Origin of the sequence: Streptomyces sp. NPDC056987, assembly GCF_042673865.1 — a bacterium.
Taxonomy (GTDB): Bacteria; Actinomycetota; Actinomycetes; order Streptomycetales; family Streptomycetaceae; genus Streptomyces.
In genome coordinates, this window is the sequence record NZ_JBHURV010000039.1 from 33,767 (window position 1) to 55,503 (window position 21,737).

Annotated in this window: 10 protein-coding genes and 1 pseudogene; 8 read left to right on the top strand and 3 right to left on the bottom strand. The window is 74.7% G+C overall.

The genetic code is table 11. The annotated features are described in order from the left end of the window. The first annotated feature begins 50 nt into the window (after positions 1-50). The 6 genes from ACFTZC_RS33400 (at position 51) to ACFTZC_RS33425 (ending at position 8,111) form a co-directional block, all read left to right on the top strand. Positions 51-1,151, top strand: a complete 1,101-nt coding sequence (locus ACFTZC_RS33400; RefSeq protein ID WP_382896143.1) for a LacI family DNA-binding transcriptional regulator — start codon at positions 51-53, stop codon at positions 1,149-1,151. A 74-nt stretch (positions 1,152-1,225) separates the two neighbouring features. Continuing rightward, positions 1,226-2,836, top strand: a complete 1,611-nt coding sequence (locus ACFTZC_RS33405; protein ID WP_382896145.1) for an FAD-dependent oxidoreductase — start codon at positions 1,226-1,228, stop codon at positions 2,834-2,836. Positions 2,837-2,974: 138 nt separating this feature from the next. Then, complete coding sequence (locus tag ACFTZC_RS33410) at positions 2,975-5,104, top strand: hydantoinase/oxoprolinase family protein (protein WP_382896147.1); 2,130 nt, start codon at positions 2,975-2,977, stop codon at positions 5,102-5,104. After that, the gene (locus ACFTZC_RS33415) at positions 5,101-5,694 is read left to right on the top strand and encodes a hypothetical protein (protein WP_382896148.1); all 594 of its coding nucleotides are present in this window, start codon (positions 5,101-5,103) and stop codon (positions 5,692-5,694) included. Before ACFTZC_RS33410 ends, ACFTZC_RS33415 begins: the two co-directional genes overlap by 4 nt. Before the next feature lie 3 nt (positions 5,695-5,697). After that, the gene (locus ACFTZC_RS33420) at positions 5,698-6,984 is read left to right on the top strand and encodes a TRAP transporter large permease subunit (protein WP_382896150.1); all 1,287 of its coding nucleotides are present in this window, start codon (positions 5,698-5,700) and stop codon (positions 6,982-6,984) included. 53 nt (positions 6,985-7,037) lie between these two features. Continuing rightward, a complete protein-coding gene (locus ACFTZC_RS33425) occupies positions 7,038-8,111 on the top strand; it encodes a hypothetical protein (protein ID WP_382896152.1) in 1,074 nt (357 codons plus the stop codon). A gap of 112 nt (positions 8,112-8,223) precedes the next feature. Here the strand turns inward: ACFTZC_RS33425 and ACFTZC_RS33430 are convergent, their stop codons facing one another. Beyond that, positions 8,224-8,775: a YciI family protein gene (locus tag ACFTZC_RS33430; RefSeq protein ID WP_382896195.1), complete on the bottom strand. Its 552-nt coding sequence runs from the start codon at positions 8,773-8,775 to the stop codon at positions 8,224-8,226. Between the two features lie 171 nt (positions 8,776-8,946). Continuing rightward, a pseudogene (locus tag ACFTZC_RS33435) lies at positions 8,947-9,360 on the bottom strand (hypothetical protein); the annotation flags it as partial. Between ACFTZC_RS33435 and ACFTZC_RS33440 the strand changes: the two are divergent. Both ACFTZC_RS33440 and ACFTZC_RS33445 read left to right on the top strand, forming a co-directional pair. Further along, positions 9,260-9,931: a HEAT repeat domain-containing protein gene (locus ACFTZC_RS33440; RefSeq protein WP_382896154.1), complete on the top strand. Its 672-nt coding sequence runs from the start codon at positions 9,260-9,262 to the stop codon at positions 9,929-9,931. The pseudogene ACFTZC_RS33435 and the gene ACFTZC_RS33440 sit on opposite strands and share 101 nt — an antisense overlap. A gap of 6 nt (positions 9,932-9,937) precedes the next feature. After that, a complete protein-coding gene (locus ACFTZC_RS33445; protein WP_382896156.1) occupies positions 9,938-10,936 on the top strand; it encodes a HEAT repeat domain-containing protein in 999 nt (332 codons plus the stop codon). A gap of 39 nt (positions 10,937-10,975) precedes the next feature. Here the strand turns inward: ACFTZC_RS33445 and ACFTZC_RS33450 are convergent, their stop codons facing one another. Further along, the gene (locus ACFTZC_RS33450) at positions 10,976-21,736 is read right to left on the bottom strand and encodes an amino acid adenylation domain-containing protein (protein ID WP_382896158.1); all 10,761 of its coding nucleotides are present in this window, start codon (positions 21,734-21,736) and stop codon (positions 10,976-10,978) included. Position 21,737: the final 1 nt, after the last annotated feature.

Here is a 21,737-nt window from a genome sequence, read left to right on the forward strand (position 1 = left end):
GCCGGAGTCGTACCGGAGACGTACCGGAGTCGTGCCGAGAAGGAGTGCCGGTGGAGCAACCACGCAAGCGGGCCAAGCCGGGACGGGCCGCCACGCCCCCGGGCCGTACCTCACGGCCTCGCCAGGCCGAGGTGGCCCGGCTGGCCGGGGTCTCGCAGGCCACGGTCTCGCTCGTGCTCGGCGGCAAGAAGCAGGGCGCCGCGATCTCGCCGGAGACGCGGCAGAAGGTGCTCGACGCGGCCCGCAGCCTCGGCTACGTACCGGACCCGGCGGCCCGCAGGCTCGCCGCCGCGCGCAACGACCTGCTCGGCGTCTTCAGCTTCACCGCGACCTTCCCCACGGACGTGCAGCACTCGTACTACCCCTTCCTGGTGGGCGTGGAGCGGGAGGCGGCCGCCCGCGGCTACGACCTCGTGCTCTTCACCGGTTCCAGCTCCGGTGGCGCGGGGGCCGCCGGACCGGACGCGCTGAGCCGGGTCCGGCTCGCCGACGGCTGCCTCTTCCTGGGGCGGCATGTGCCCACCGAGGAACTGCGGCGCCTGGTCGGAGACGGCTTCCCCCTCGTGCACGTGGGCCGCAGGGACGAGTTGGAGGGCCTGGCCTGGGTCGGTGCCGACTATGTGAGCGCCAGCCACGAGGTCGTCACCCGGCTCGCCGCGCTCGGCCACCGGCGCGTCGTGCTCGTCCGCGAGGACGACGACGCGCCCGCCTCCACCGACCGTGAACACGGCTTCCTCAAAGGGCTGGAGGCGGCCGGCCTGCCCGCCGGCCCCGACGCGGTCTTCCGCACCGCCGACCCCGTGCGCGCGCTCTCGCCCGAACGGCTGCGGGCCTGGCTCGACGACGGGGTGACCGCACTGGTCGCCGAGGAGACCGACAGCGGCGGCCCGTGGCGGGCCCTGCGCACCGCCGTCGACGGGGCCGGTCTCGACTGCCCCCGCGAGCTGAGCCTCGCCCTGCTCGGCAGCCCGCCCGCCGATCTCGCGGCCGGACCGGTCCCGACCGGGTTCGACATCCCCCGCCCCCAGCTCGGTGCCGCCGCCGTCCGGCTGCTCGCCGCGCTGGTCGCGGGGGAGGAGGCGGACGAGCCTCTCGTGGCCTGCCCCTTCAGGACCGGCGCCACGGCCGGGCCCCCGCCCCACAGCACCTGACCCCCACGCCCGTACGACCGCACCACCGGCACCACACCGCACCACCCGCATCACAGTGCATCACAAGGAGAACCGTGACCAGCCAACCTGACATCCTCGTCGTCGGCGGCGGACTCGGCGGGGTCGCCGCCGCCCTGGCCGCCTGCCGCGCCGGCCGCACGGTCGTCCTCACCGAGGAGACCGACTGGATCGGGGGCCAGCTCACCTCCCAGGCCGTCCCGCCGGACGAGCACCCCTGGGTCGAGCAGTTCGGCGTCACCGCCTCCTACCGCGCGCTGCGCGAGGCCATCCGCGGCTACTACCGCGACTGGTACCCGCTGCGCGCCGAGGCCGCCGCCCTGCCAGGACTCAACCCCGGCGCCGGCCGCGTCAGCAAGCTGTGCGCCGAACCCCGCGTCGCGCTCGCCGCGCTGGAGGGGCTGCTCGCCCCGCACCGCTCCGCCGGCCGGCTGACCCTGCTCACCGAGCACCGCCCGGTGGCCGCCGAGACCGAGGGCGACACCGTACGGTCCGTCACCCTGGAGGACCTGCGCGGCGGTGGCCGCCGTACCTTCACCGCCCCGTACGTCCTCGACGCCACCGAGACGGGCGAACTGCTGGAGCTGGCCGGGGTCGAGCACGTGCTCGGCGCCGAATGCCGCGACGAGTTCGGCGAACCGCACGCCCCCGAGCAGGCCGACCCGCTCAACCAGCAGGGCATCACCTTCTGCTTCGCGCTCTCCCACCACGAGGGCGAGGACCACACGATCGAGAAGCCCGCCGACTACGACTTCTGGCGCGGCTACACCCCGGAGTTCTGGCCCGGCCCGCTGCTCGGCTTCCTCGCCCCCGACCCGCGCAGCCTGGAGGCGGTACCGCGTACCTTCGTACCGAACCCGGATGTCGACCCGCTCGCCGTCAGCGCCGACCAGTCCGCCGACGCGGGGGACAAGGAACTCTTCGGCTTCCGCCGCATCCTCGCGCGCGGACTCCACCAGGACGGCGCCTTCGACTCCGACATCACCCTCGTCAACTGGCCGCTCAACGACTACTGGCTCAAGCCGCTGATCGGCGCCGGGGAGCGGACCACGGCCGAAGCCCTGCGCGAGGCCAAGCAGTTGTCGCTCTCCGTCCTGTACTGGCTCCAGACCGAGGCCCCGCGCCCCGGTGGCGGCGCCGGCTTCCCCGGGCTGCGGCTGCGCCCCGACGTCATGGGCACCGAGGACGGCCTCGCCAAGGCTCCGTACGTACGCGAGTCCCGCCGGATCAAGGCCGTCACGACCGTCACCGAACACGACGTGGCCATCGACCTCGTCGGCCCCACCGGCGGCACCCGCCACCGGGACTCCGTCGGCGTCGGCAGCTACCGCATCGACCTCCACCCCTCGACCGGCGGCGACAACTACATCGACATCGGCTCCGTGCCCTTCGAGATCCCGCTCGGCGCGCTCGTCCCGCGCCGGACCCGCAACCTGCTGCCCGCCGGGAAGAACATCGGCACCACCCACATCACCAACGGCTGCTACCGGCTGCACCCCGTCGAGTGGAACATCGGCGAGGTCGCCGGCGCGCTCGCCGCCCACTGCCTCGACGAAGGCGTCGAACCGCGCGAGGTGCAGGCCGAGGACAAGCGCTTCGAGACCTTCGCCGCCCTGCTCGACCGCGCCGGAGTCGAACGGCACTGGCCGCAGGTACGCGGCTACTGAACCCCACCGGAGACCGGGAAGCAGTACGGCGCGCCCGGCCGCCCGGCGGCGGGACGGCCGGACGGGAGCAGCTCCACCTGCCCCGCCCGGCCCACCGCCCGCGTACGCGCCGACCCAGCACAAGGAGGTGCCCAGACCATGACCACCCACCGCATCCGCGTCGGCATCGACGTGGGCGGAACCTTCACCGACGCCGTGGCCGTAGACGCCACGACCCTCGACCTGCTCGGGCAGGTGAAGGTTCCCACCAGCCACCATCACGAGGACGGGGTCGCCCACGGCATCGTGGAAGCGCTCGACCGCCTGCTGGAACAGACCGGCCACGCCCCTGAGGACGTCGCCTTCCTGGCCCACGGCACGACACAGGCTACCAACGCCCTGCTGGAGGGCGATGTCACCACCGTCGGGATGCTCGGCATCGGCACCGGCGCCGGAGCCGCCTTCACCCGCCGCCTCGCCGCCCTCGGCAAGCTGGAACTGACGCCCGGCAAGCGGTTCCCGCTGGTCTACGCCCATGTCCCCGACCCCGGGGACCGGAGCGCCGTCGAACGCGCCGTCGACGAGGTGGTGCGCGGCGGCGCCCAGGTCCTGGTCGCCACGGAACCCTTCAGCGTGGACCGCCCCGAAGGGGAGGACGCGGTGCGGAAGGTGGCGGCCGAGCGCGGTCTGCCGATGACCGCCGCGCACGACATCACCTCGCTCTACGGCATCCAGAAGCGCACCAGAACCGCCGCCGTCAACGCGGCGATCCTGCCGAAGATGTTCGCCACCGCCGACCTCGTCGACGCCTCCATCACCAAAGCCGGCGTCACCGCCCCGCTCATGGTGATGCGCTGCGACGGCGGTGTCATGTCGCTCGACGAGATGCGCCGCCGCCCGCTGCTGACCGTGCTCTCGGGACCCGCGGCCGGCGTCGCCGGGGCACTCATGCGGGAACGCGTCAGCGAGGGTGTCTTCCTGGAGACCGGCGGCACCTCCACCGACATCAGCGTGGTGCGCCGGGGCAAGGTCGCGGTGCGCCACGTGCCGCTCCTCGGCAGGTCCTCGTACCTCTCCGCGCTCGACGTGCGCACGGTGGGCGTCGGCGGCGGCTCGATGATCCGGACGAGCGGCGGGAAGATCACCACCGTCGGCCCGCGCAGCGCGCACATCGCCGGACTGCCCTACGCGTGCTTCGCCACCGCCGAGGACCTCGCGGGCGCGCGGGTCGCCACAGTCCGCCCGCTGCCCGAGGACGCCGAGGACCACGTCGTGCTCGACGCCGCGGGCGGCCGCTACGCCCTCACTCTGACCTGCGCCGCCAACGCCCTGGGCCGGGTCCCCGAGGGCGACTTCGCGCGCGCCGACCGCGAGGTCGCCCGCGCCGCCGTCACCCCGCTGGCCGCGCTCCTCGGCACCGACGTCGACACGGCCGCGGGCCGGATCCTCGACGCGGCCGTCGCACAGGTCAGGAGCGTCGTCGACAGCATGATCGACGAATACCGCCTCGACAAGGACACCGTCCTGCTCGTCGGCGGAGGCGGCGGCGCCGCCTCCGTCACCCCGCACCTGGCCGCCACCACCGGCCTCCAGGGGCGCATCGCCGCCCACAGCGAGGTCATCAGCCCCATCGGGGTCGCCCTCGCCCTCGTACGCGAACAGATCGAGCGGATCATCCCCGGCGCCGGCCAGGAGGACATCCTCGCGGTGCGCTCCGAGGCCGAACAGGCCGTGATCGCCCAGGGAGCTGTCGCCGACGCCGTCGAGGTGGAGGTCACCGTCGACCCGCAGACCAACACCGTGCGCGCCGTCGCCACCGGCGCCACCGAACTGCGCACCCAGGACCGCGCCCACCGGGCCGACGACGCCGAACGCCTGCGGCTGGCCGCCGCGAGCCTCAAGGTCCCCGAGAACCAGGTCGACATCCTCGCGGGCACCCCCGCCTACACCGTCTACGGCACGGAACAGCGCCGCAGGCTGCGCGGAGTGCGCCACCCGGTGCGTGTCGTCGACGCCGACGGCGTGGTCCGGCTGCACGCCCCGGACGCCCGCGTGCGCACCACCGTCGTCGGCTCCGCGCAGCAGACCCTCGCCACCCTCGTCGACGGCGCCACCGCCTACGGCGACGGCGGCGTACGCGCCCCGGCGCTGCGGCTGCTCATCGGCTCCCGCATCGCCGACCTCTCCGGGGTGCTCGATCCGCAGCCCCTGCTCGCGCTGGCCCGTACCGAGATGGAGGGCCGCCCCGGCGACGAGCCCGTCGTCGCGATCGTGGAGGAGCGGCCATGACCCGCGCCACCGCCACCCGCGCGGGCACCGGTCTCGCCGCCGTCGACGATGTCGAGTACGGCGCCCGCTTCCTCGGCTCCCTCACGCTGCACGAGGGCCGCGACCCCGCACTGCTGCGCCACTGGGCCGCGACCGCGGCCGGGTTCGGCGCCGCCCTGGCCCCCGCCGGGACGCCCGCCCGGTTCCGGATCGTGGAGCGCGGGGACGGCCTGGAGCGCGGGCTCCTCGCCCGCTACACCTCCAAGCCCCCCACCGTCGAGCTGTACACGGACTCCGTCGCCGCGGCGGAGTGCCTGGTGGCCGCGTACGGCTGGCGGGAATGGTTCCCGGCCGGCTCGGTCCGGGCCGCCGCCCTCGCCCACGAGGCGGTTCACGAACGGCTGCACCACGGCCCCGAGCGCACCGCGCTCAAGGAGGCCCTCGGCCACACCGCACTGCGCCTCGGGCGCCTGCGGGTCCTCGCACACGTCGCGGGCGCCGAGGAACTCGCCGCGCACGCCTACGCGCAATCCGTCTGCGGCCTGGGCCGCAGCCCGCTCCTGCTGTCCGCCGCCCTGGCCGCGTCCGCCGCCCCGGCAAGAGAGAAGTAAGTCATGGGCATCGTCATCCTGATCATCATGGCGGCCGGTGTCGCCGCGATGCTCACCAAGAAGCTCCCCACCGCCTTCGCGCTCGTCCTGCTCGGCGTGGCCATCGCCTTCGTCTCCGGCGCCCCGGTCACCGGCGAGAACAGCGTCCTCGACACGGTCCTCCAGGAGGGCGTCGCCACGCTCGCCGCGACGATGATCGCGATCCTGCTGGGCTCCTGGCTGGGGAAGCTGCTCGACGAGACCGGCATCGCCGGCACCCTCGTCCGCAAGATAGTCGAGTTCGGCGGTGACCGGCCCACGGTCGTCGCGCTCGGCGTGCTGATGGTCTCGACCCTCGTCGGCACCGTGACCGGCTCCGCGCCCGCCGCGATGCTCGCCGGCATCATCGGCATCCCCGCCATGATCGCCGTCGGCATCCCCAAGGTGACCGCCGCCGGGACGATCCTCATGGGCATCGCCGCGGGGATCCCCTTCGAACTGCCGGTGTGGCAGTTCTTCTCCAGCGCCCTCGACCTGCCGGTCTCCGACGTACGCGACTTCATGGTCAAGCTCTTCCCGTTCGCGCTCGCCGCCGCCGTCACGTTCGTCCTCGTCGAGTCCCGCAGGCGCGGGGTCGAACACGCCTGGGCCTTCCGCACGGAGGAGCCGCGCACCAAGGCCGGCAAGCGGCGCGCCCGCCTCGGGGACGCGCCGTGGTACGCGCTGCTCACCCCGGTCGTCCCTCTCGTGCTGGCCCTCGGCTTCGAGATCGCGATCATCCCCTCGCTGCTGGCCGGAGTCCTCTACGCGCTCGTGACCACCACCCGCCCGCGCGACATGAACCGCCGGCTGCTGCGTACCCTCTACAACGGCTTCGAGGTGGCCGCCGCGCCCATCACCCTCTTCGTGGCCATCGGCATCCTGCTCACCGCGGTCAAGCTCCCCGGCGCCGTGACCGCCCTCGAACCCCTCGTCAAGGCCGTCAGCCCGCAGAACCCGGTGCTGTTCGTCGTGGTCTTCACCCTGCTGGTGCCGCTGTGCCTGTACCGCGGGCCGCTCAACGTGTACGGCCTCGGCGCGGGCATCGCGGGCGTCCTCATCGCCGCCGGCATCTACCCGGCCGTCGCCGTCCTCGGCATCACCGCCTCCTACAACCAGGTGTTCGGCGTCGCCGACCCCACCAGCACCCAGACCGTGTGGAGCGCGCAGTACGCGGGGGTCGGCGCCCAGCAGGTGATGACGCGCACCCTGCCCTACGTCTGGTTCGTCGCTCTCGGCGGTTTCTGCGTCACCGCGGCCACCGCCCTGTGACCGCTCAACTCCCGCACCACACACCCCTGCCACCTATCGGGACGGAGTACTCCATGCACGAGACACCCCAGCCCAGCCGCCGCATCCTCCTCAAGTCGGCCGTCGCGACGACGGCGGCCCTCGCCGCGGGCTCCGCGGCCTCGTCGGCACTCGCCGCCGACGCCACGGCCTCCCCGGCCCTCGCGGCGGGGTCAGAGGCCTCCCCGGCACTCGCCGCCCAACCGGCCGCGGCCCCCGGCGGATTCCCCGACTACCGCTACGTCAAGACCCTCCTGACGCCCGGGCAGCTCAAGTACAACCCCACCGGCGAGATCATCTTCCCGTGCATCCGGGGCACCAAGGACCGGCTGTCCGCACCGCTGGGCCGCTACTACCTCTACTACGCGCCGCACGACGAGCCCGGCGGGATCTGCCTCGCCTACGGGGACCACATAGAAGGCCCCTTCACCGAGTACCCGCGCAACCCGATCGTCTCGAACACGTGGCAGCCGCACTACTCCGTGGGCCACGTGTCGTCCCCGCACGTGATGTGGAACGAGAGCGCGAAGGAGATGTGGCTCTACTTCCACGGCGAGAACACCACGACACGACTGGCCCGGTCCAAGGACGGCATCAACTTCACCTACGACAAGGTGGTCCTCACCACCGCCATGCTGCCCGCGGGCACCACCGAGACCTCGTACGCCCGGGTCTTCCCGTACGAACTGCCCGCGAAGAAGGCCCACTACGTGATGTTGTTCATGCTGAACAACAAGACCAACCACCGTGACATCCACTGGGGCTGGTCGGCCGACGGCCGCAACTGGACCTTCGACCAGACGGCCCTCGTCAAGCACACCGATGTGTCGGCCGTCAACATCGGCGGCCCGCACTTGCTGACCCGTAACGGCAGCGCCTTCGTCGTCTACAACAAGGACAAGGCGAGCGGCGGCGACCTCATGATCACCGAGGTCGGCAAGGACTTCACACTCCGCCGCCACCTCGGCCGCTTCTACGACTCCGGGAACGGCGCCCCCGACAACGGCCGCAGCGCCGCACCCAGCTTCGGCACCGAAGGGGGAGTGCCCTACATGGTGTACGAGGCCGGTGAACGCCTCAAGGGCAGCATCGCGGTCGCCAGGGGCTGACCGCACCGCGCGGGCCTGCCCGCACCAGAGCGTGCCCTGGTGCGGGAAGGCCCGGCGCGACGCGGGGCCGGGACAGGGTTTCAGCGATGCGATGCCGACGGGCGTTCCCGGCTTACGACGGCCGCCCGCCGAACTGCCAGTTGTGCACCTCGATGTCGGCGTACCGGCCCGGGGTCAGAAGGGCGCCCGCCGTGTCCGCGTCCGGCGCCCGGACCAGCGCCGCCGTACCCAGCCAAGTGGCACCGTCGTCGGACAACAGCGGCCCGTAGGCGATCAGTTCGTCGCGGCCGGGCGGCACCGCGAGGTCGGCGGCCTGCCCGGTGCCCAGGCCGAGCACCAGGTACCGGTTGCCGCCGTTCCGGCCGCCGGGGAAGTCCCACATGGTGCGCCCCAGCGTGTTGCGCCACCGCCGCAGCAGCACGTCCCGGTAGACGCCGGCCTGGTAGCTGGGTTCGTCGAACGCGAACGCCCGCGCCGCGGCGGGATCGGGCAGATCGACGATGTGCACGCTTCCGGTGGGCGTTCCGCCGCCGGCGGCGAGGGTCGGGCCCCGGGCGATCATCTCTTTCGCGTACCGGTCCATATAGGCCCAGTGCTCTGCCAGCAGCTTGTCGCGCAGGGGCAGGGAGTCGGGCCGGTCGCGGTGGTAACAGAGGAACTCCATGCCTGAGGGTCCCTCCACAAGAGTGACCAGGTCCAGAGGGTTTCGCCGCGGCAGTTCCCCAGGAGTGGTCGTCGTCCGCGTGCAGGTCGTACTCAGACCAGGGTGGAGATGGCAGAACGGGTGGCCCGCGGGGGCCGGCAGCACCCGCCACCGGTCCGGGTCCGGCTGGAACTCGGGCTCGACGGCCCCCGGCGCGAGCAGCCGGGACTGCGCGGAGTCCAGGTCGTCGACGCCCAGTTCGATCCGGGCCTGCTCCTCCTGAGCGGGGTCCGGCCAGGTGGGACGGCGGTAGTCGGCCAGCCGGTTGAATCCCAGCCCGGCCGAGCCTTCCTGGCCGATCAGGACGGAGTCCTCGGTGGCGAAGGCGACGGGCAGGCCGAGGACCCCGTCACCCCCGCGGCCGACGGCGGGGCGGCGTAGGAGGTCGCGTGCTTGACCTTGACACGGTGACAACGTCTTCACTGTGGCCGAGGAGGTGATCCCGATGACCTTGCCGAAACAGGACACCGACAGGATCCGAGTTCTCCAGGGGCTGGAGAACAGCAGCGCGTCGACGCGGCTGCGGGCGGCGCTCGCGGTCGGCACGACCCCGGACCCCCGGTTCATCGAGGGACTCGTCGAACGATGCGCGATCGAACCCGACTTCCACGTACGGGAGATGCTGACCTGGGCACTCACCCGCCACCCGCCGTCGATGACGGTCCCGGAGCTGCTCCACGCAGTCCGCTCGGAGCACGCTCAGGCACGGAGCCAGGCGTTGCACACGCTCTCCAAGATCGGAGACCGGCAGGCGTGGCCGGCGATCACCCGGGAGCTTCTGACCGATGCCGACGACGAGGTGGCGCGGACCGCCTGGCGGGCGGCGGTCGTGCTCGTACCCGAAGGCGAGGAGCCCGGGCTGGCCGCAGTATTGTCGACACAGCTCGGGCGGGGTGAACGTGAGACGCAGCGGAGCCTCAGCCGGGCACTGATCGCGCTCGGTGAGGCGACGGTGCCGGCTCTGCATGCGGCGATGACGGATCCCGGGCCTCACGTGCGGCAGCACGCGATCGCCACGGAACGGCTGTTGCGCGACCCGGACGCCGGATTCGAGTGCGTGATCGAGGAGGCGAAGCGCGCCGTGGCCCTCGGCGGGACCGGCGCTCAGGAGGGGTGACAGGCAGTGCTGATCGGTGAGGTGGCACGACGTTCCGGGGTCAGTGCCCGCATGCTCCGGCATTACGACGCTCTCGGCCTGGTGCGGCCGACGGGCCGTACCGACGGCGGCTACCGGGAGTACTCCGGCGAGGACATCCGGCGGATCTTCCACATCGAGAGCCTGCGGTCACTGGGGCTGTCGCTGCGTGAAGTCGGGTACGCGCTGGACGATCCCGGCTTCACGCCCTCGGCGCTCGTCGACGACCTCATCCGCCAGACGCGGGAACGGATCGCGGGGGAGACGGCGCTGCTCACGCGACTGTGCCGGATCGGCGCGGCGGAGCCCGCCGGCTGGGAGGACGTCCTCCAGATCGTCGCGCTGCTCCAGGCGTTGGGATCGACGAGCGCCGGGACACGCCAGCGCGCGGCCCTGTCCTCGGTCGAAGAGGGCTCCCTGCCGGTGGAGACCCTGGTCGAGGCGGCTCTGAGGGAGGCCGACCCGCACGTCGCCGGAGCCCTCCGCTGGGCCTTGGCGCAATCGGGCGGCGGAGCACTGCCGCTCCTGGCGGAAGGCCTCGGCTCACCCGTGGCCGAGGTGCGCCGGCGCGCCGTCCGGACCATTGTCGAGATTCCGGACGGTGAGGCGACCGTCCTGCTGCGGGACGCGCTCACCCACCCCGACCTCGTGGTCCGCAGATACGCGGCCCTGGAGCTCGGGGCACGGGGGGTGCCCGACGCGGTGCCGACGCTCATCGGCATGGTCGTGGAGGAGACGCTCGATGTCGACGCGGCCGACGCGCTGAGCGTGCTGGCGAGCTGTTCCGCTTCGGCGGACCGGATCGCCACCGGGCTCGTCGACCACCTCGCCAGAGGTGAGCCGTCCGCACGCCGCCGGCTGGCACAGGCGCTCGCGGACATCCCCGGCGCCACCGCGGGACGCGCCCTCGCGGAGCTGTCATGTGACCAGGACCGTACGGTCGCGCTGACCGCGGCCTATGTTCTCGGGCTGCGCGACCCGCGATGAACGGCCGGGCGCGGTCGGCACGTACCGGACGCCGCCGCCTCATGCAGGGCCTGGTAGGACGTCGTCGGGATCCGTGGTCAGCGCCCGCAGCATCCGGAGGATCTCGGCGCTGATGCCCTCGGCGGTGGCCCGGTCGAAGAGCGCGGTGGCGTAGACGAGGGTGCCGGTGACACCGCCGAGGCCGGGCTCTTCCGTGAGGTGGAACAGCAGGTCGAACTCGGTGTGCGGTACGGGTACGGGGCGCGGCCGGGCCGTCAGCCCCGGGAGGCGGGGCGTCCCGTCGCCGTGCGGCGCGGTGTGGGTGACGGCGACCTGGAACAGCGGGTGCCGCGAGGCGGAGCGCTCCGGGTTGACCAACTCGACGAGCCGGTCGAAGGGGTACTCCTTGTGGTCGTGGGCGTCCAGCAGACCGTCCCGGACCCGCCCGATCAGCTCGCGGCCGGTCGGCCGCCCGGAGGTCGCAGTGCGCAGCACCACGGTGTGCACGGCGCAGCCCACCAGGTCGTCGAGGGCCTCCGTGCCCCGGCCGCTGACGGCGACGCCGACCGGAATGTCCGTACCCGCGCCGAGGCGGGTGAGCGCGGCGGCCAGGGCGGCGTGCCACACCGTGTAGGGGGTGGCGGCGCACTCCCGCGCGACCCGGTGGATCCGCTCGTGGGCCGCGGCGTCCATGGAGAACGCGAGCGTGGCCGCGCCCTTGCCGGCCGCCCTGGAGCGGGGCCGGTCCAGGGGCAGCGGCAGCTCGTCCGGGAGCCCGGCGACGGCCGCGCGCCAGTACCGCGCCCCGGAGGCGGCGGTACTGCCCGGGTCGGCCTCGTCGCCCGCCCGGTCGCGCAGCCACCGGGCGTAGTCGGCGTACTGCGGGGCGGGCGCGGCCCAGGCGGGGGGCGCGCCCCGGAGCCTGCTGCCGTAGGCGGTCGCGAGGTCCCGCAGGAGCGGGGCGAGCGACTCGCCGTCCACCGCGATGTGATGCATGACCAGGAGCAGCAGGTACCGGCCGTCGGTGACGCGGAAGAGCCGCACGCGGAACGGCGGCCGGCGCAACAGGTCGAATCCGGTGCGGAGTTCGGCCTCGACCGCGGCGTCGAGTCCGGCGGCCGGCACGTCGGCGCCCTTCAGGTCGAGCTCCGCGGACCCGGGCGGCAGGATCCGCTGGACCGGGCCCCCTTCCATGTACGGGTAGACCGTCCGCAGGACCTCGTGGCGGTCGACGACATCGCCGAGGGCCGCACGCAGCGCGGCGGTGTCGAGTGTCCCCCGCAGGTCGAGGGCCGCGGTGGTGAGGTAGTCGGGCTGGTGGTCCGCGAGGTAGTGGATGGTCCACAGCCGTTCCTGCGCGGGGGAGAGCGGCGCCTGGTCCGGGCGGGGACCCGGCGGCGGCGCCGGGAACGCGGCCCTCGCGGCGGGGGCGTCCGGAGTGCCGGCGAGCCGCCGCTCCAGCGCGGAGACCGTGGGCGCGTCGAAGAGGTCCCGTACGCCGACCCGTACCCCCAGTCCGGTACGGAGACGGCCCACGAGCCGCATCGCGGCGAGCGAGTTGCCGCCGAGCGCGAAGAAGTCGTCGTCGGCGGCGACGGGCCCGGTACCGAGCGTCTCGGCGAACAGCGCGGCGATGACCTCCTGACGCGGGGTGCGCGGAGCGCGGACGCCCCCCGAGCCGGGCGCGGGCAGGGCGGCCGTGTCGACCTTGCCGTGGGCGGTCAGGGGCAGGGCGCCGACCGTGACGACCGTCGCGGGGACGAGATAGCCGGGGAGCACCGCGGTGAGCCGGTCGCGCAGCGCCGCGGGATCGACGGGGGTACGGGGGACGACGTACGCGGTGAGCGTCCTGCCGGTCCCCGCGGTGTGGGCGGTCACGGCCGCGGCGGCGACCTCGGGTTCGCGGCACAGCGCCGCCTCGACGGTCCCGGGCTCGACGCGGAACCCGTTGACCTTCAGCTGCCGGTCGGCCCGGCCGAGGAAGTGCAGCCGGCCCTCGGCGTCCCAGCGCCCGAGGTCGCCGGTGCGGTACAGGCGCGAACCGGGCGCGCCGTACGGGTCGGCGACGAACCGTTCCGCGGTGAGCGGGGCCGCGCGGTGGTACCCGGCCGTGAGCCCGGCCCCGGTGAGGTAGATCTCGCCGGGCGCTCCGGTCGGCACCGGCCGGAGCGCCGTGTCCAGCAGCGCGACGGACGTGTTGTCGATGGGCCTGCCGATGGGCAGCGGCTCGTCGCCGAGGGGGCCTTCGGGGACCGGATGGCCGAGGGCGAAGGTGGTCGTCTCGACGGGACCGTAGTAGTTGACGATCCGGAGGCCGGGGCGCGCCCGCCGGGCGCGGCGGACGGCGGCGGGCGGGACGACGTCACCGCCGGTGGACACCTCGCGCAGTCCGGCGAGGACGCCCGGAGCCTCCTCGCTGATCAGCGCGAACAGACCGGCGGTGAACCAGGCCGCGGTGACCCGGCCCGCGGCGACGACGGCGGTGTAGTCGTCGAGGTCCAGGTCGCCCGGGGGAGCGATCACGGCCTGACGGCCGGTCAGCAGCGGCATCCACAGCTCGTAGACCACGGGGTCCCAGCTGTGCGAGGAGTGGAAGAGCACCCGCGCGTGCCCGTCACCGCGGAAGGCACGGTCGTACACCCGCGCCAGGATGTTGCCGTGGGTCACCGCGACCCCCTTGGGGACCCCGGTCGAGCCCGAGGTGAACATCAGACAGGCGGGCGTGTCCGGCGGGATCTTCAGCCCGGGGTCGGTCGCGGGCCCGCCGGCCGCCTCCGCCGCCGCGACGCCGGGGCCGTCCAGGACCAGTTCCGCGCCGGCCCGGGTCAGCAGGTCGCCGGCCGCCGCGGGCGGCAGGTCCTCCCGCAGCGGGACGCAGACCGCGCCGAGCTTGGCGAGGGCGAGGAAGGCGACGGCGACCTCGGCGGACCGCTCCAGGCGCACGCCGACCGGGGTGCCGGGGCGAACACCGCGGCGCAGGAGGTGGTGGGCGAGCCGATTGGCGCGGGAGTTGAGCTCTCCGTAGCCGGTCGTCCGGCCGGCCGACCAGAGCGCGGGCCGGCCGGGACCGGCGCCGACGACCGCCTCGAACGCCTCCGGAAGCGAGCCGTACGGCACCGGACGGTCCGGGCCGCGCCCCCGGGCGGGCAGCCGCTCCCGGTCCTCGGGGCCGAGGAGGCCGATGTCGCCGACGAGCGTGGCGCCGGACCCGGCGAGCGCCCGGCACGCCTCGGTGACGAGCCGCCGGATGTCCTCGGCGCCGCCGAACCGGGCCGTGCGTCCGGGCCGGAGGTAGCAGCGGAAGTCGAGCCGGCCGGCGCGGGGCAGCACCGCGAGGGCGAGGGGGTAGTGCGTGGAGTCGTGGACCTCCGCCACGGTGGCCCGCAGCCCCTGTCCGGGAGCGCTGAACTCCTCCGACTCCAGCGGGTAGTTCTCGAAGACGAGAAGCGTGTCGAAGAGGCCGCCGGAACCGGCCGCCTCCTCGACGGCGGCCGGACCGAGGTGCTCGTGGCCGAGCAGCCGGACCCGGGCGGCCTGGACGGAGGCGGCGAGATCAGTGAGGGGAAGGGCGGCGGGCAGCCGTACCCGTACGGGCACGGTGTTGATCAGCAGGCCGACCATCTCCTCGGCCCCGTCGAGTCCGGCGGGCCGGCCGGCGACCGTCACACCGAAGACCACGTCGTCCCGGCCGGTGAGATGGCCGAGCACCAGCGCCCACGCCGTCTCCACCAGGGTGTTGACGGTGAGTCCGTGGCGCGCCGCCGTCGCCGTCAGCGCCGCGGTCGTCTCCTCCGGCAGGGTGAAGGTGTACGGCGCCGACGGCCGCGGCCCGGCGTTCCGGTCTCCGTCGCCCACCCGGGTCGGCTCGGCACCGGCCAGCTCACGGCGCCAGACCTCCCGCGCCCGGTCGGCGTCCTGGGCCGCCAGCCACGCCAGATGGCGCCGGTACGGGACGGCGGGCGGCAGCTCGGTGCCGTGGTACAGCGCGAAGAGCTCCCGGAGCAGGATCGGCACCGACCAGCCGTCGAGCAGGGCGTGGTGATGGGTGAAGGCCAGGGACCAGCGCCGGGCCCCGGTCCGGGCCAGGGTGAAGCGCAGCAGCGGCGGCCGGTCCGGGGAGAACGGCCGGCGGTCCTCCGCCAGCCGCTCGCGGAGTTGTTCGGCGGAGAGCGGCCCCGACTCCGGGTCAAGGGTCCGCCAGGGCGGGGTGACCCGCAGGGGGACCACGCAGAGCGGCTGAGCCCCCTCGCCGGCCCGGAAGGCACCGCCGAGATGGGGGTACCGGCGGAGCAGGGACCCGGCCGCCGCCCGCAGTCGCCCGGGATCGACGTCCCCCGCCGACCCCGTCGGCCCCGCCGGCCCTTCCAGATCGAGAACGAGCTGGACGACGTACGGGTCGTGGTGGGCGGCGCCGTCCTCCGGCGCGGTGAGCGCGTGGAACAGCAGCGCCGACTGGAGCGGCGCGGTGGGCAGGAGGTCCGTGAGGGGCCCCAGCTCGGCCTCGAAACGGTCGACGTGCGTCTGGGTGACGGACACCAGGGGGAAGTCCGACGGGGCGTGCCCGCCCCCGTCGGCGTCCGGGTGGTGCTCGGCGAACGCTTGGAGCGCCGCACGCCAGGAACGGGCGAGCGCCTCGGCCCCGGACCGGTCGAGGACCCCCTCGGCCCAGGTGCAGGCGAAACGGAACCGGGGGCCGTCGTCACCGGGTTCCACGAAGGCCTCGGTCTCCAGGGCGTGGGCGACCGGCAGCGCCGGGTCGGCCTCGCCGCGCAGTGATCCGGGCAGCGGTTCGAACGCGCCGTCGCCGGGGCCGTCCTCCGTGTCGAAGCGGCCCAAATAGTTGAAGCCGATCGGTGCGGCGGCCGCCAGCCGCTCCCGGAGCGCGGGGTCGGCGCCGTACCGCAGCAGGCCGTACCCGATGCCCTGGTGCGGTACGGCGCGCAGCCGCTCCTTCATCCGCCGCACCGCGTCGCCCAGGCCCGCGCCCCGGGCGGTCAGGGCGTCCCAGTCGTCGGCGCGGGCGTCGAGCGGCGCCGGGTGGACGACGGTGAACCAGCCGACGGTGCGTGACATGTCGAGACCGGCCACCTCCGCCAGGCCGGGATCGCGGCCGTGGCCCTCGACATCGACCAGGACGGGTCCGCCGTCCCGATCGCCGGACCAGCGGTGCACCGCCAGGGAGAGGGCGGTCAGCAGGATCTCCGGGACCTGGGCGTGGAAGCGGTGGGGGACCTCGGTGAGCAGGGCCCGGGTGGCGTCCGCGTCGAGGGAGAAACGCACGGTGCCGGTGGCGCCGACGGTGCACCCCGAGGCGTCCGCGAGCCGGTGGTCCTGCGGGGCGCGCGCGATGATCCCGGCCCATTGTTCGGCCTCTTCCGGCGACGGGACCGCCTCGGCGAGCCTGCGGGCCCAGGCGCGGAACGGGGTGGGCACGGGCGGCAGTCCGGCGGGACGTCCGGCGACGGCGGCGGCGTGGGCCGTCGCCAGGTAGGGCAGGAGGACGCGCCAGGACACCGCGTCGACCGCCAGATGATGAACCACCATCAGCAGCAGACCGCCACCGTCCTCGCCGGGCGCCCGCACCCCCGCCTCGCCGTCGTCCAGCCAGACGGCGTGCAGTACGGCGCCCCCGCGCGCCGACAGCCGGCGCCGGGCCCGCTCCCGCTGCCGCTCCACCTCGGCCCGCGGCTCGTCGGTCGGCACCCGGGTGAGGCACGCCTCGGCACGGACCGCCCCGACGGGCCGGATCGTGACCGGGCCCGCGGAGCCCGGGGCGCCGGGCGCGACCAGACGCAGGGTGTCGTGGTGGTCCAGCAGGGACTGCAGCGCCGTGACCAGGGTGGCCGCGGTGGCCCCGGGAGGTACCCGGCAGACGACCGACTGGGCGAACGAGTCGCCGGGCGCACCGGCGTCGGCGAGCCAGTGCATGATCGGCGTACGGGGGAACGCGCCGACGGCCTCCTCGGCGGGCCCCGGCTCGGCGGGCGCCACGGCCTTCCCGGCGGCCCGTGCCAGCGCCCGCGGGGTCCCCGACTCGAAGACGTCCCGGGGGGTGATCAGCACACCGGCCGCCCGGGCCCGGTTGACCAGGCGGATGGCGAGGATGGAGTCCCCGCCGAGCCGGAAGAACTCGTCGTCGGGACCGACGCCTTCGACACCGAGGAAGGAGTCGAACAGGGAGACGAGCAGCTCGGTGGCGGGCGCCTCGGAGGAGGGCGCGGACCGGGCGGAAACGGGCCCTGAGGAGTCGGGCTGGGCGGGCTCCGCCGATCGGAGGGCGTCCCGCTCCTCCGGGGACAGGACGGTGACTGCGTCGTACGGTCGCTCCGGGTCCGCCACGACGGCCGCGGCCAGCCGCTCCAGCGCTCGCAGGAGGAGTTCGGCGGTCCGCCGCTCGAACGCCTCGGCGTCGTACTCCAGTACGACGTCGAATCCGCCGGCCGCGTTCTCCGTGAACTCGAAGAGCAGCCCGAACTTGGCCATCGACCGGCCGAGGACGAGCGGCGAACAGCGCAGCCCGGGAAGCTCCGGCACGGCCTGTGCCCCGGAGTGGAGCGTGACCATGACCTGGAACAGCGGATGGCGGCCGAGCACCCGGGGCGGACCCACGGCGTCGACGACCCGGTCGAACGGCACAGGGTGGGCGAAGGCCGTGAGATCGGTGTGGCGCGCCCGGTCGATCACCTCGGCGAAGCCGGGGGAGCCGGAGAGGTCGGTGCGCAGGACCACCGTCTCGGCGAAGAACCCGACGAGGTCGTCGAGGCCGGCGGCGTCGCGGCCGGCCACCACGGTCCCGACGGGGATGTCGGTGCCCGCGCCGAGCCGGCTCAGCAGACAGGCGACCGCGGCGTGCAGCACCATGAACGGGGTCGCGCCGCGCTCGGCCGCCAGCTCCGCCACGCGGCGGCCCAGCGCGGGTTCCCACATGAGGCCGACGGCGTCGCCCCGGTGGGCGGGGGCGGGCGCCGGATCGTGGTCCGTGGGCAGCCGGAGGGCGTCCGGCAGACCGGCGAGCACGTGCCGCCAGTGGGCCAGTCCGATGGCGAGTCCGCTCCCCGGCCGGCCGGCGTCGCCGAGCAGCCGCCGTTCCCACAGCGCGTAGTCGGCGTATTGGACGGCGAGCGGGGGCCAGGCCGGGGCGCCGCCGCGGGTTCCGGCCGCGTACGCGGCCGACAGATCCCGGGCGAGAGGGCGCAGCGAGTGTTCGTCGGCCGCGATGTGGTGCAGCACGATCAGCAGCGTGTGCTCCTCGGGCCCGGTGCGGAACAGCGTGACCCGCCAGGGGAGTTCGGTCGTGAGATCGAACCCGTGGGTGGCCTCGGCGCGTACCGCCGCGTCGAGCGCGGCAGCGGGCACGGCGCGCACCGTGAACGGCGGCTCCGGCCGCTCCTGCACCTGCTGGCAGGGCTCCTCCGCGCTGTCGGGGAAGACCGTGCGCAGGCTCTCGTGCCGGTCCTGGACGTCGCCGAAGGCGGCACGCAGCGCCTCCGGGTCCAGGGGACCGTCCAGCCGGACGGCCAGCGGGATGAGATAGGTGGCGGCCCGGCCCTCCAGCCGGTGCAGGAACCACAGCCGGCGCTGGGCGTACGACGCGGGGACACGCGCCGGACGGGGCCCGGCGACCGGCCCGCGGGCCGCCCCCGCCGGGCCGTCGAGGGGACCGCCGGCCGGTCCGGTCGAGCCGGTCGAGCCGTCGTCGGAGCCGCTGATCAGAGCGGCCAGGCCCGCGACGGTCGGTCGCGCGAACACGTCACGTACCGAGACGGCCGCGCCCGTGGCTGCGGAGATCAGCCGGGCGAGCCGGTTGGCCAGCAGCGAGTCCCCGCCGAGCGCGAAGAAGCTGTCGTCGGCGGTGAATTCCTTGCCGCCGAGGACCTCCGCGAACAGCCGGTACACGGTGGCGGCGGGCCCGTCCACCGGCCCCGGCGCCCCGGCGGTCGGCCCCGCCGGATCCGGCCGCCCGGCGCGCAGCCGCCGCTCGTCCAGCTTCCCGTTGGGGGTGAGCGGGAAGGCGTCCACCACCTGCACGGCGGAGGGCACCAGATGGGCGGGGAGCACCGCCGCCACGGCGTCGCGGAGCGCCCGCGCGTCCGCCACCGGGGCGACGCCGTCGGCCACCACGTAGCCGACGAGACGCCGGTCGCCCGGCCGGTCCTCGGTCACCAGCACGGTCGCGGCCGTGACGCCGGGCAGCCCGCTCAGCGCGGCCTCCACCTCGCCGGGCTCGATCCGGAAACCGCGGATCTTGACCTGCCGGTCGGCCCGGCCCAGGTATTCGAGCCCGCCGTCCGCGCGAAGGCGCGCCAGGTCGCCGGTGCGGTACATCCGCTCGCCGGGCGCGCCCGACGGGTCGGCGACGAACCGCCGCGCCGTCAGGCCGGGCAGGCCGTGGTAGCCGCGGGCCACCCCGGGGCCCGACACGTACATCTCGCCCGGAAGACCCGGCGGTACGGGCCGCAGCGCGGCGTCGAGCACCTGGACGCGCAGGTCGGGCAGGGGTGTTCCGATGAGGCTGCCCGCCCCCGCAGCGGCGGCGCCGGCACCGAGGCGCCGCGCGGTGACATGGACCGTCGTCTCGGTGATCCCGTACATGTTGACCAGCCGGGGCGCGGTGTCGGCGTGCCGGGCGTACCAGTCGACCAGCCGCCACGGCTCCAGCGCCTCGCCGCCGAAGACGACGTACCGCAGCGCGAGCCGGGCGCCCGCCGACGGGCGCCGCGCATCGGCCTCGACGAGCTGGGTGAACGCCGAGGGCGTCTGGTTGAGCACCGTCACCCCCTCCGCGACGAGGAGGTCGAGGAAGTCGTCCGGGGACCTGGCGGTGTCCTCGCCGACCACGACGAGGCGGCCCCCGTACAGCAGGGCGCCCCACAGTTCCCAGACGGAGAAGTCGAAGGCGGTGGAGTGGAAGAGGGTCCACACGTCGTCGGCGGAGAACCGGAACGCCTCCTCCGTCGAGGTCAGCAGCCGTACGACGTTCGCATGGGTGACGACGACACCCTTCGGCCGGCCGGTGGAGCCCGAGGTGAAGATGGTGTAGGCGGCGTCAACGGGACGCGGACGCCGGGCGGGCCGCCGCTCCTCGCCGGCGCCGGACGGCTCGTCCAGCCGCAGGACCGGCACGTCCGGGTGTGGGGAGGCGCCCCCGCCACGGGTGATCAGCAGCGCGGGCGCCGCGTCGGCGAGGGTCGCGCGCAGCCGCTCGGCGGGGTACGCGGGGTTCAACGGTACGTAGGCCGCGCCGGCCTTGAGGACCCCGAGCACCGCCACGACCAGGTCGAGCGAACGGGGCAGCGCGATCGCCACGAACCGGCCGGGAAGCACCCCGCGCCCCGCGATCCTGCGGGCCACCTCGTCCGACCGCTCGGCGAGCTGCCGGTAGCTCAGGGACACCCCGTCGTGGACGACGGCCGTCGCCTCGTCCCGGACACCGGCCTGCCGCTCGAACAGGTCGACGAGGGTGTGGGCGGGCCGCGCCACGCCGGGGGAGGGAAGGGCGGGAGCGGCCGGCCCGCCGGGCGCCCCGAGCCGGCCGGCCGGCAGTGTGTCCGGCGCGTCGGCGACCGCGGCCAGCGCCGAGAGCAGCCGGTCCCGGTGGGCCGCGACGTCCTGCTCGGTGTGGCGGGCCGCGGATGCGTCGATGTCGACCCGGAGCGCCGGCTCCCCGTTGTCGTACACGCCCACGGCCAGCCCGTCGGTCCGCCCGGGCGAACCCTCGTGCACCGTCGCCCGGCACCCGGCGAACTCCAGCCCAGTGTCCATGGACATCAGGTTGACCGTCGGACCGGTGATCCGGCGCCCGCCGTCGAGCGCGCCGGTGTCACGCAGGATGTCCTCCATCCGGTAGCGCTGGTGCCGCAGCACGGCCGTGATCTCCACCCCCGCGGCCCGCGCCAGCTCCGCCACCGGGCGCGCCGGATCCACTGTCAGACGGACCGGCACCACGTTGGAGGCGGTGCCGAGCGCGTCGCGCGCCGCCCGGCCGGCCCGGCCCGGCACCGAGAGGCCGAGGACGACATCGCGCCGCCCGCTGTCCGCGTGCAGCAGCAGGGCGGTGGTCGCGCAGACCACGGCGGGCCACCGTACGTCCCACGCGGCGGCCCGCTCCCGCAGCCGCGCCCACCGCTCCGGCGCCAGCCGCCCGGAGCGCCGGAGATGGCCCGAGGCGCCCGGCGGCACCGGGCCCTGCGCCAGGACCGGGGCGTCGTCCAGGCCCGCGAGCCGCTCCGCCCAGAACACGGCGTCGTCGGCGAACCGCGCGGAGGCCCGGTAGCGGGCGTCCTCGGCGAGCAGGGTCTCCACCCGGTCGAAGACCCCGTCGTCGACGGGGAGTCCGGCGCACAGCGCGGTGTACGCCCCCGCCACCCGGCGGAGGAACGTCGCGAGCCCGGCGCCGTCGCACAGCAGGTGGTGGAAGCGTACGCACCACAGGTAATCCCTCTCGGACACCTTCACCAGTGCGTGCTCGAACAGCGGAGCCACCGTGAGGTCGAACGGCCGCTCGTACTGCGCCGCGACGAACCGCTCCGCGGCCTCCGCCGGCCGCTCCGCCCCCGACACGTCGACGCGGCGCAGCGCCCAGGCCGGGGCCGGCTCCACGAACTGGCGCGGCCCGTCCGGGGTCCCGGCGAACCGTACGCGCATCGTCTCGCTCCCCGCGACGACCACGCGCAGCGCCCGCTCGAACCGATCCGCGTCCACCGGGCCGTGGATGTGGACGTACTGCCCGACGACGTAGCGCAGCCCCTCCGGATCCAGCTCCTGCCCGAACCACAGGCCCGACTGCGCCGCCGACAGGTTCCGTCCCGCTTCGCTCGGCATG

Bases quoted from the DNA above. Each gene is read 5' to 3' on its own strand.
- ACFTZC_RS33410 (WP_382896147.1), top strand. From the start codon at position 2,975: ATGACCACCCACCGCATCCGCGTCGGCATCGACGTGGGCGGAACCTTC.
- ACFTZC_RS33415 (WP_382896148.1), top strand. From the start codon at position 5,101: ATGACCCGCGCCACCGCCACCCGCGCGGGCACCGGTCTCGCCGCCGTC.
- ACFTZC_RS33420 (WP_382896150.1), top strand. From the start codon at position 5,698: ATGGGCATCGTCATCCTGATCATCATGGCGGCCGGTGTCGCCGCGATG.
- ACFTZC_RS33425 (WP_382896152.1), top strand. From the start codon at position 7,038: ATGCACGAGACACCCCAGCCCAGCCGCCGCATCCTCCTCAAGTCGGCC.
- ACFTZC_RS33430 (WP_382896195.1), bottom strand. From the start codon at position 8,775: ATGGAGTTCCTCTGTTACCACCGCGACCGGCCCGACTCCCTGCCCCTG.
- ACFTZC_RS33440 (WP_382896154.1), top strand. From the start codon at position 9,260: ATGACCTTGCCGAAACAGGACACCGACAGGATCCGAGTTCTCCAGGGG.
- ACFTZC_RS33450 (WP_382896158.1), bottom strand. From the start codon at position 21,736: ATGCCGAGCGAAGCGGGACGGAACCTGTCGGCGGCGCAGTCGGGCCTG.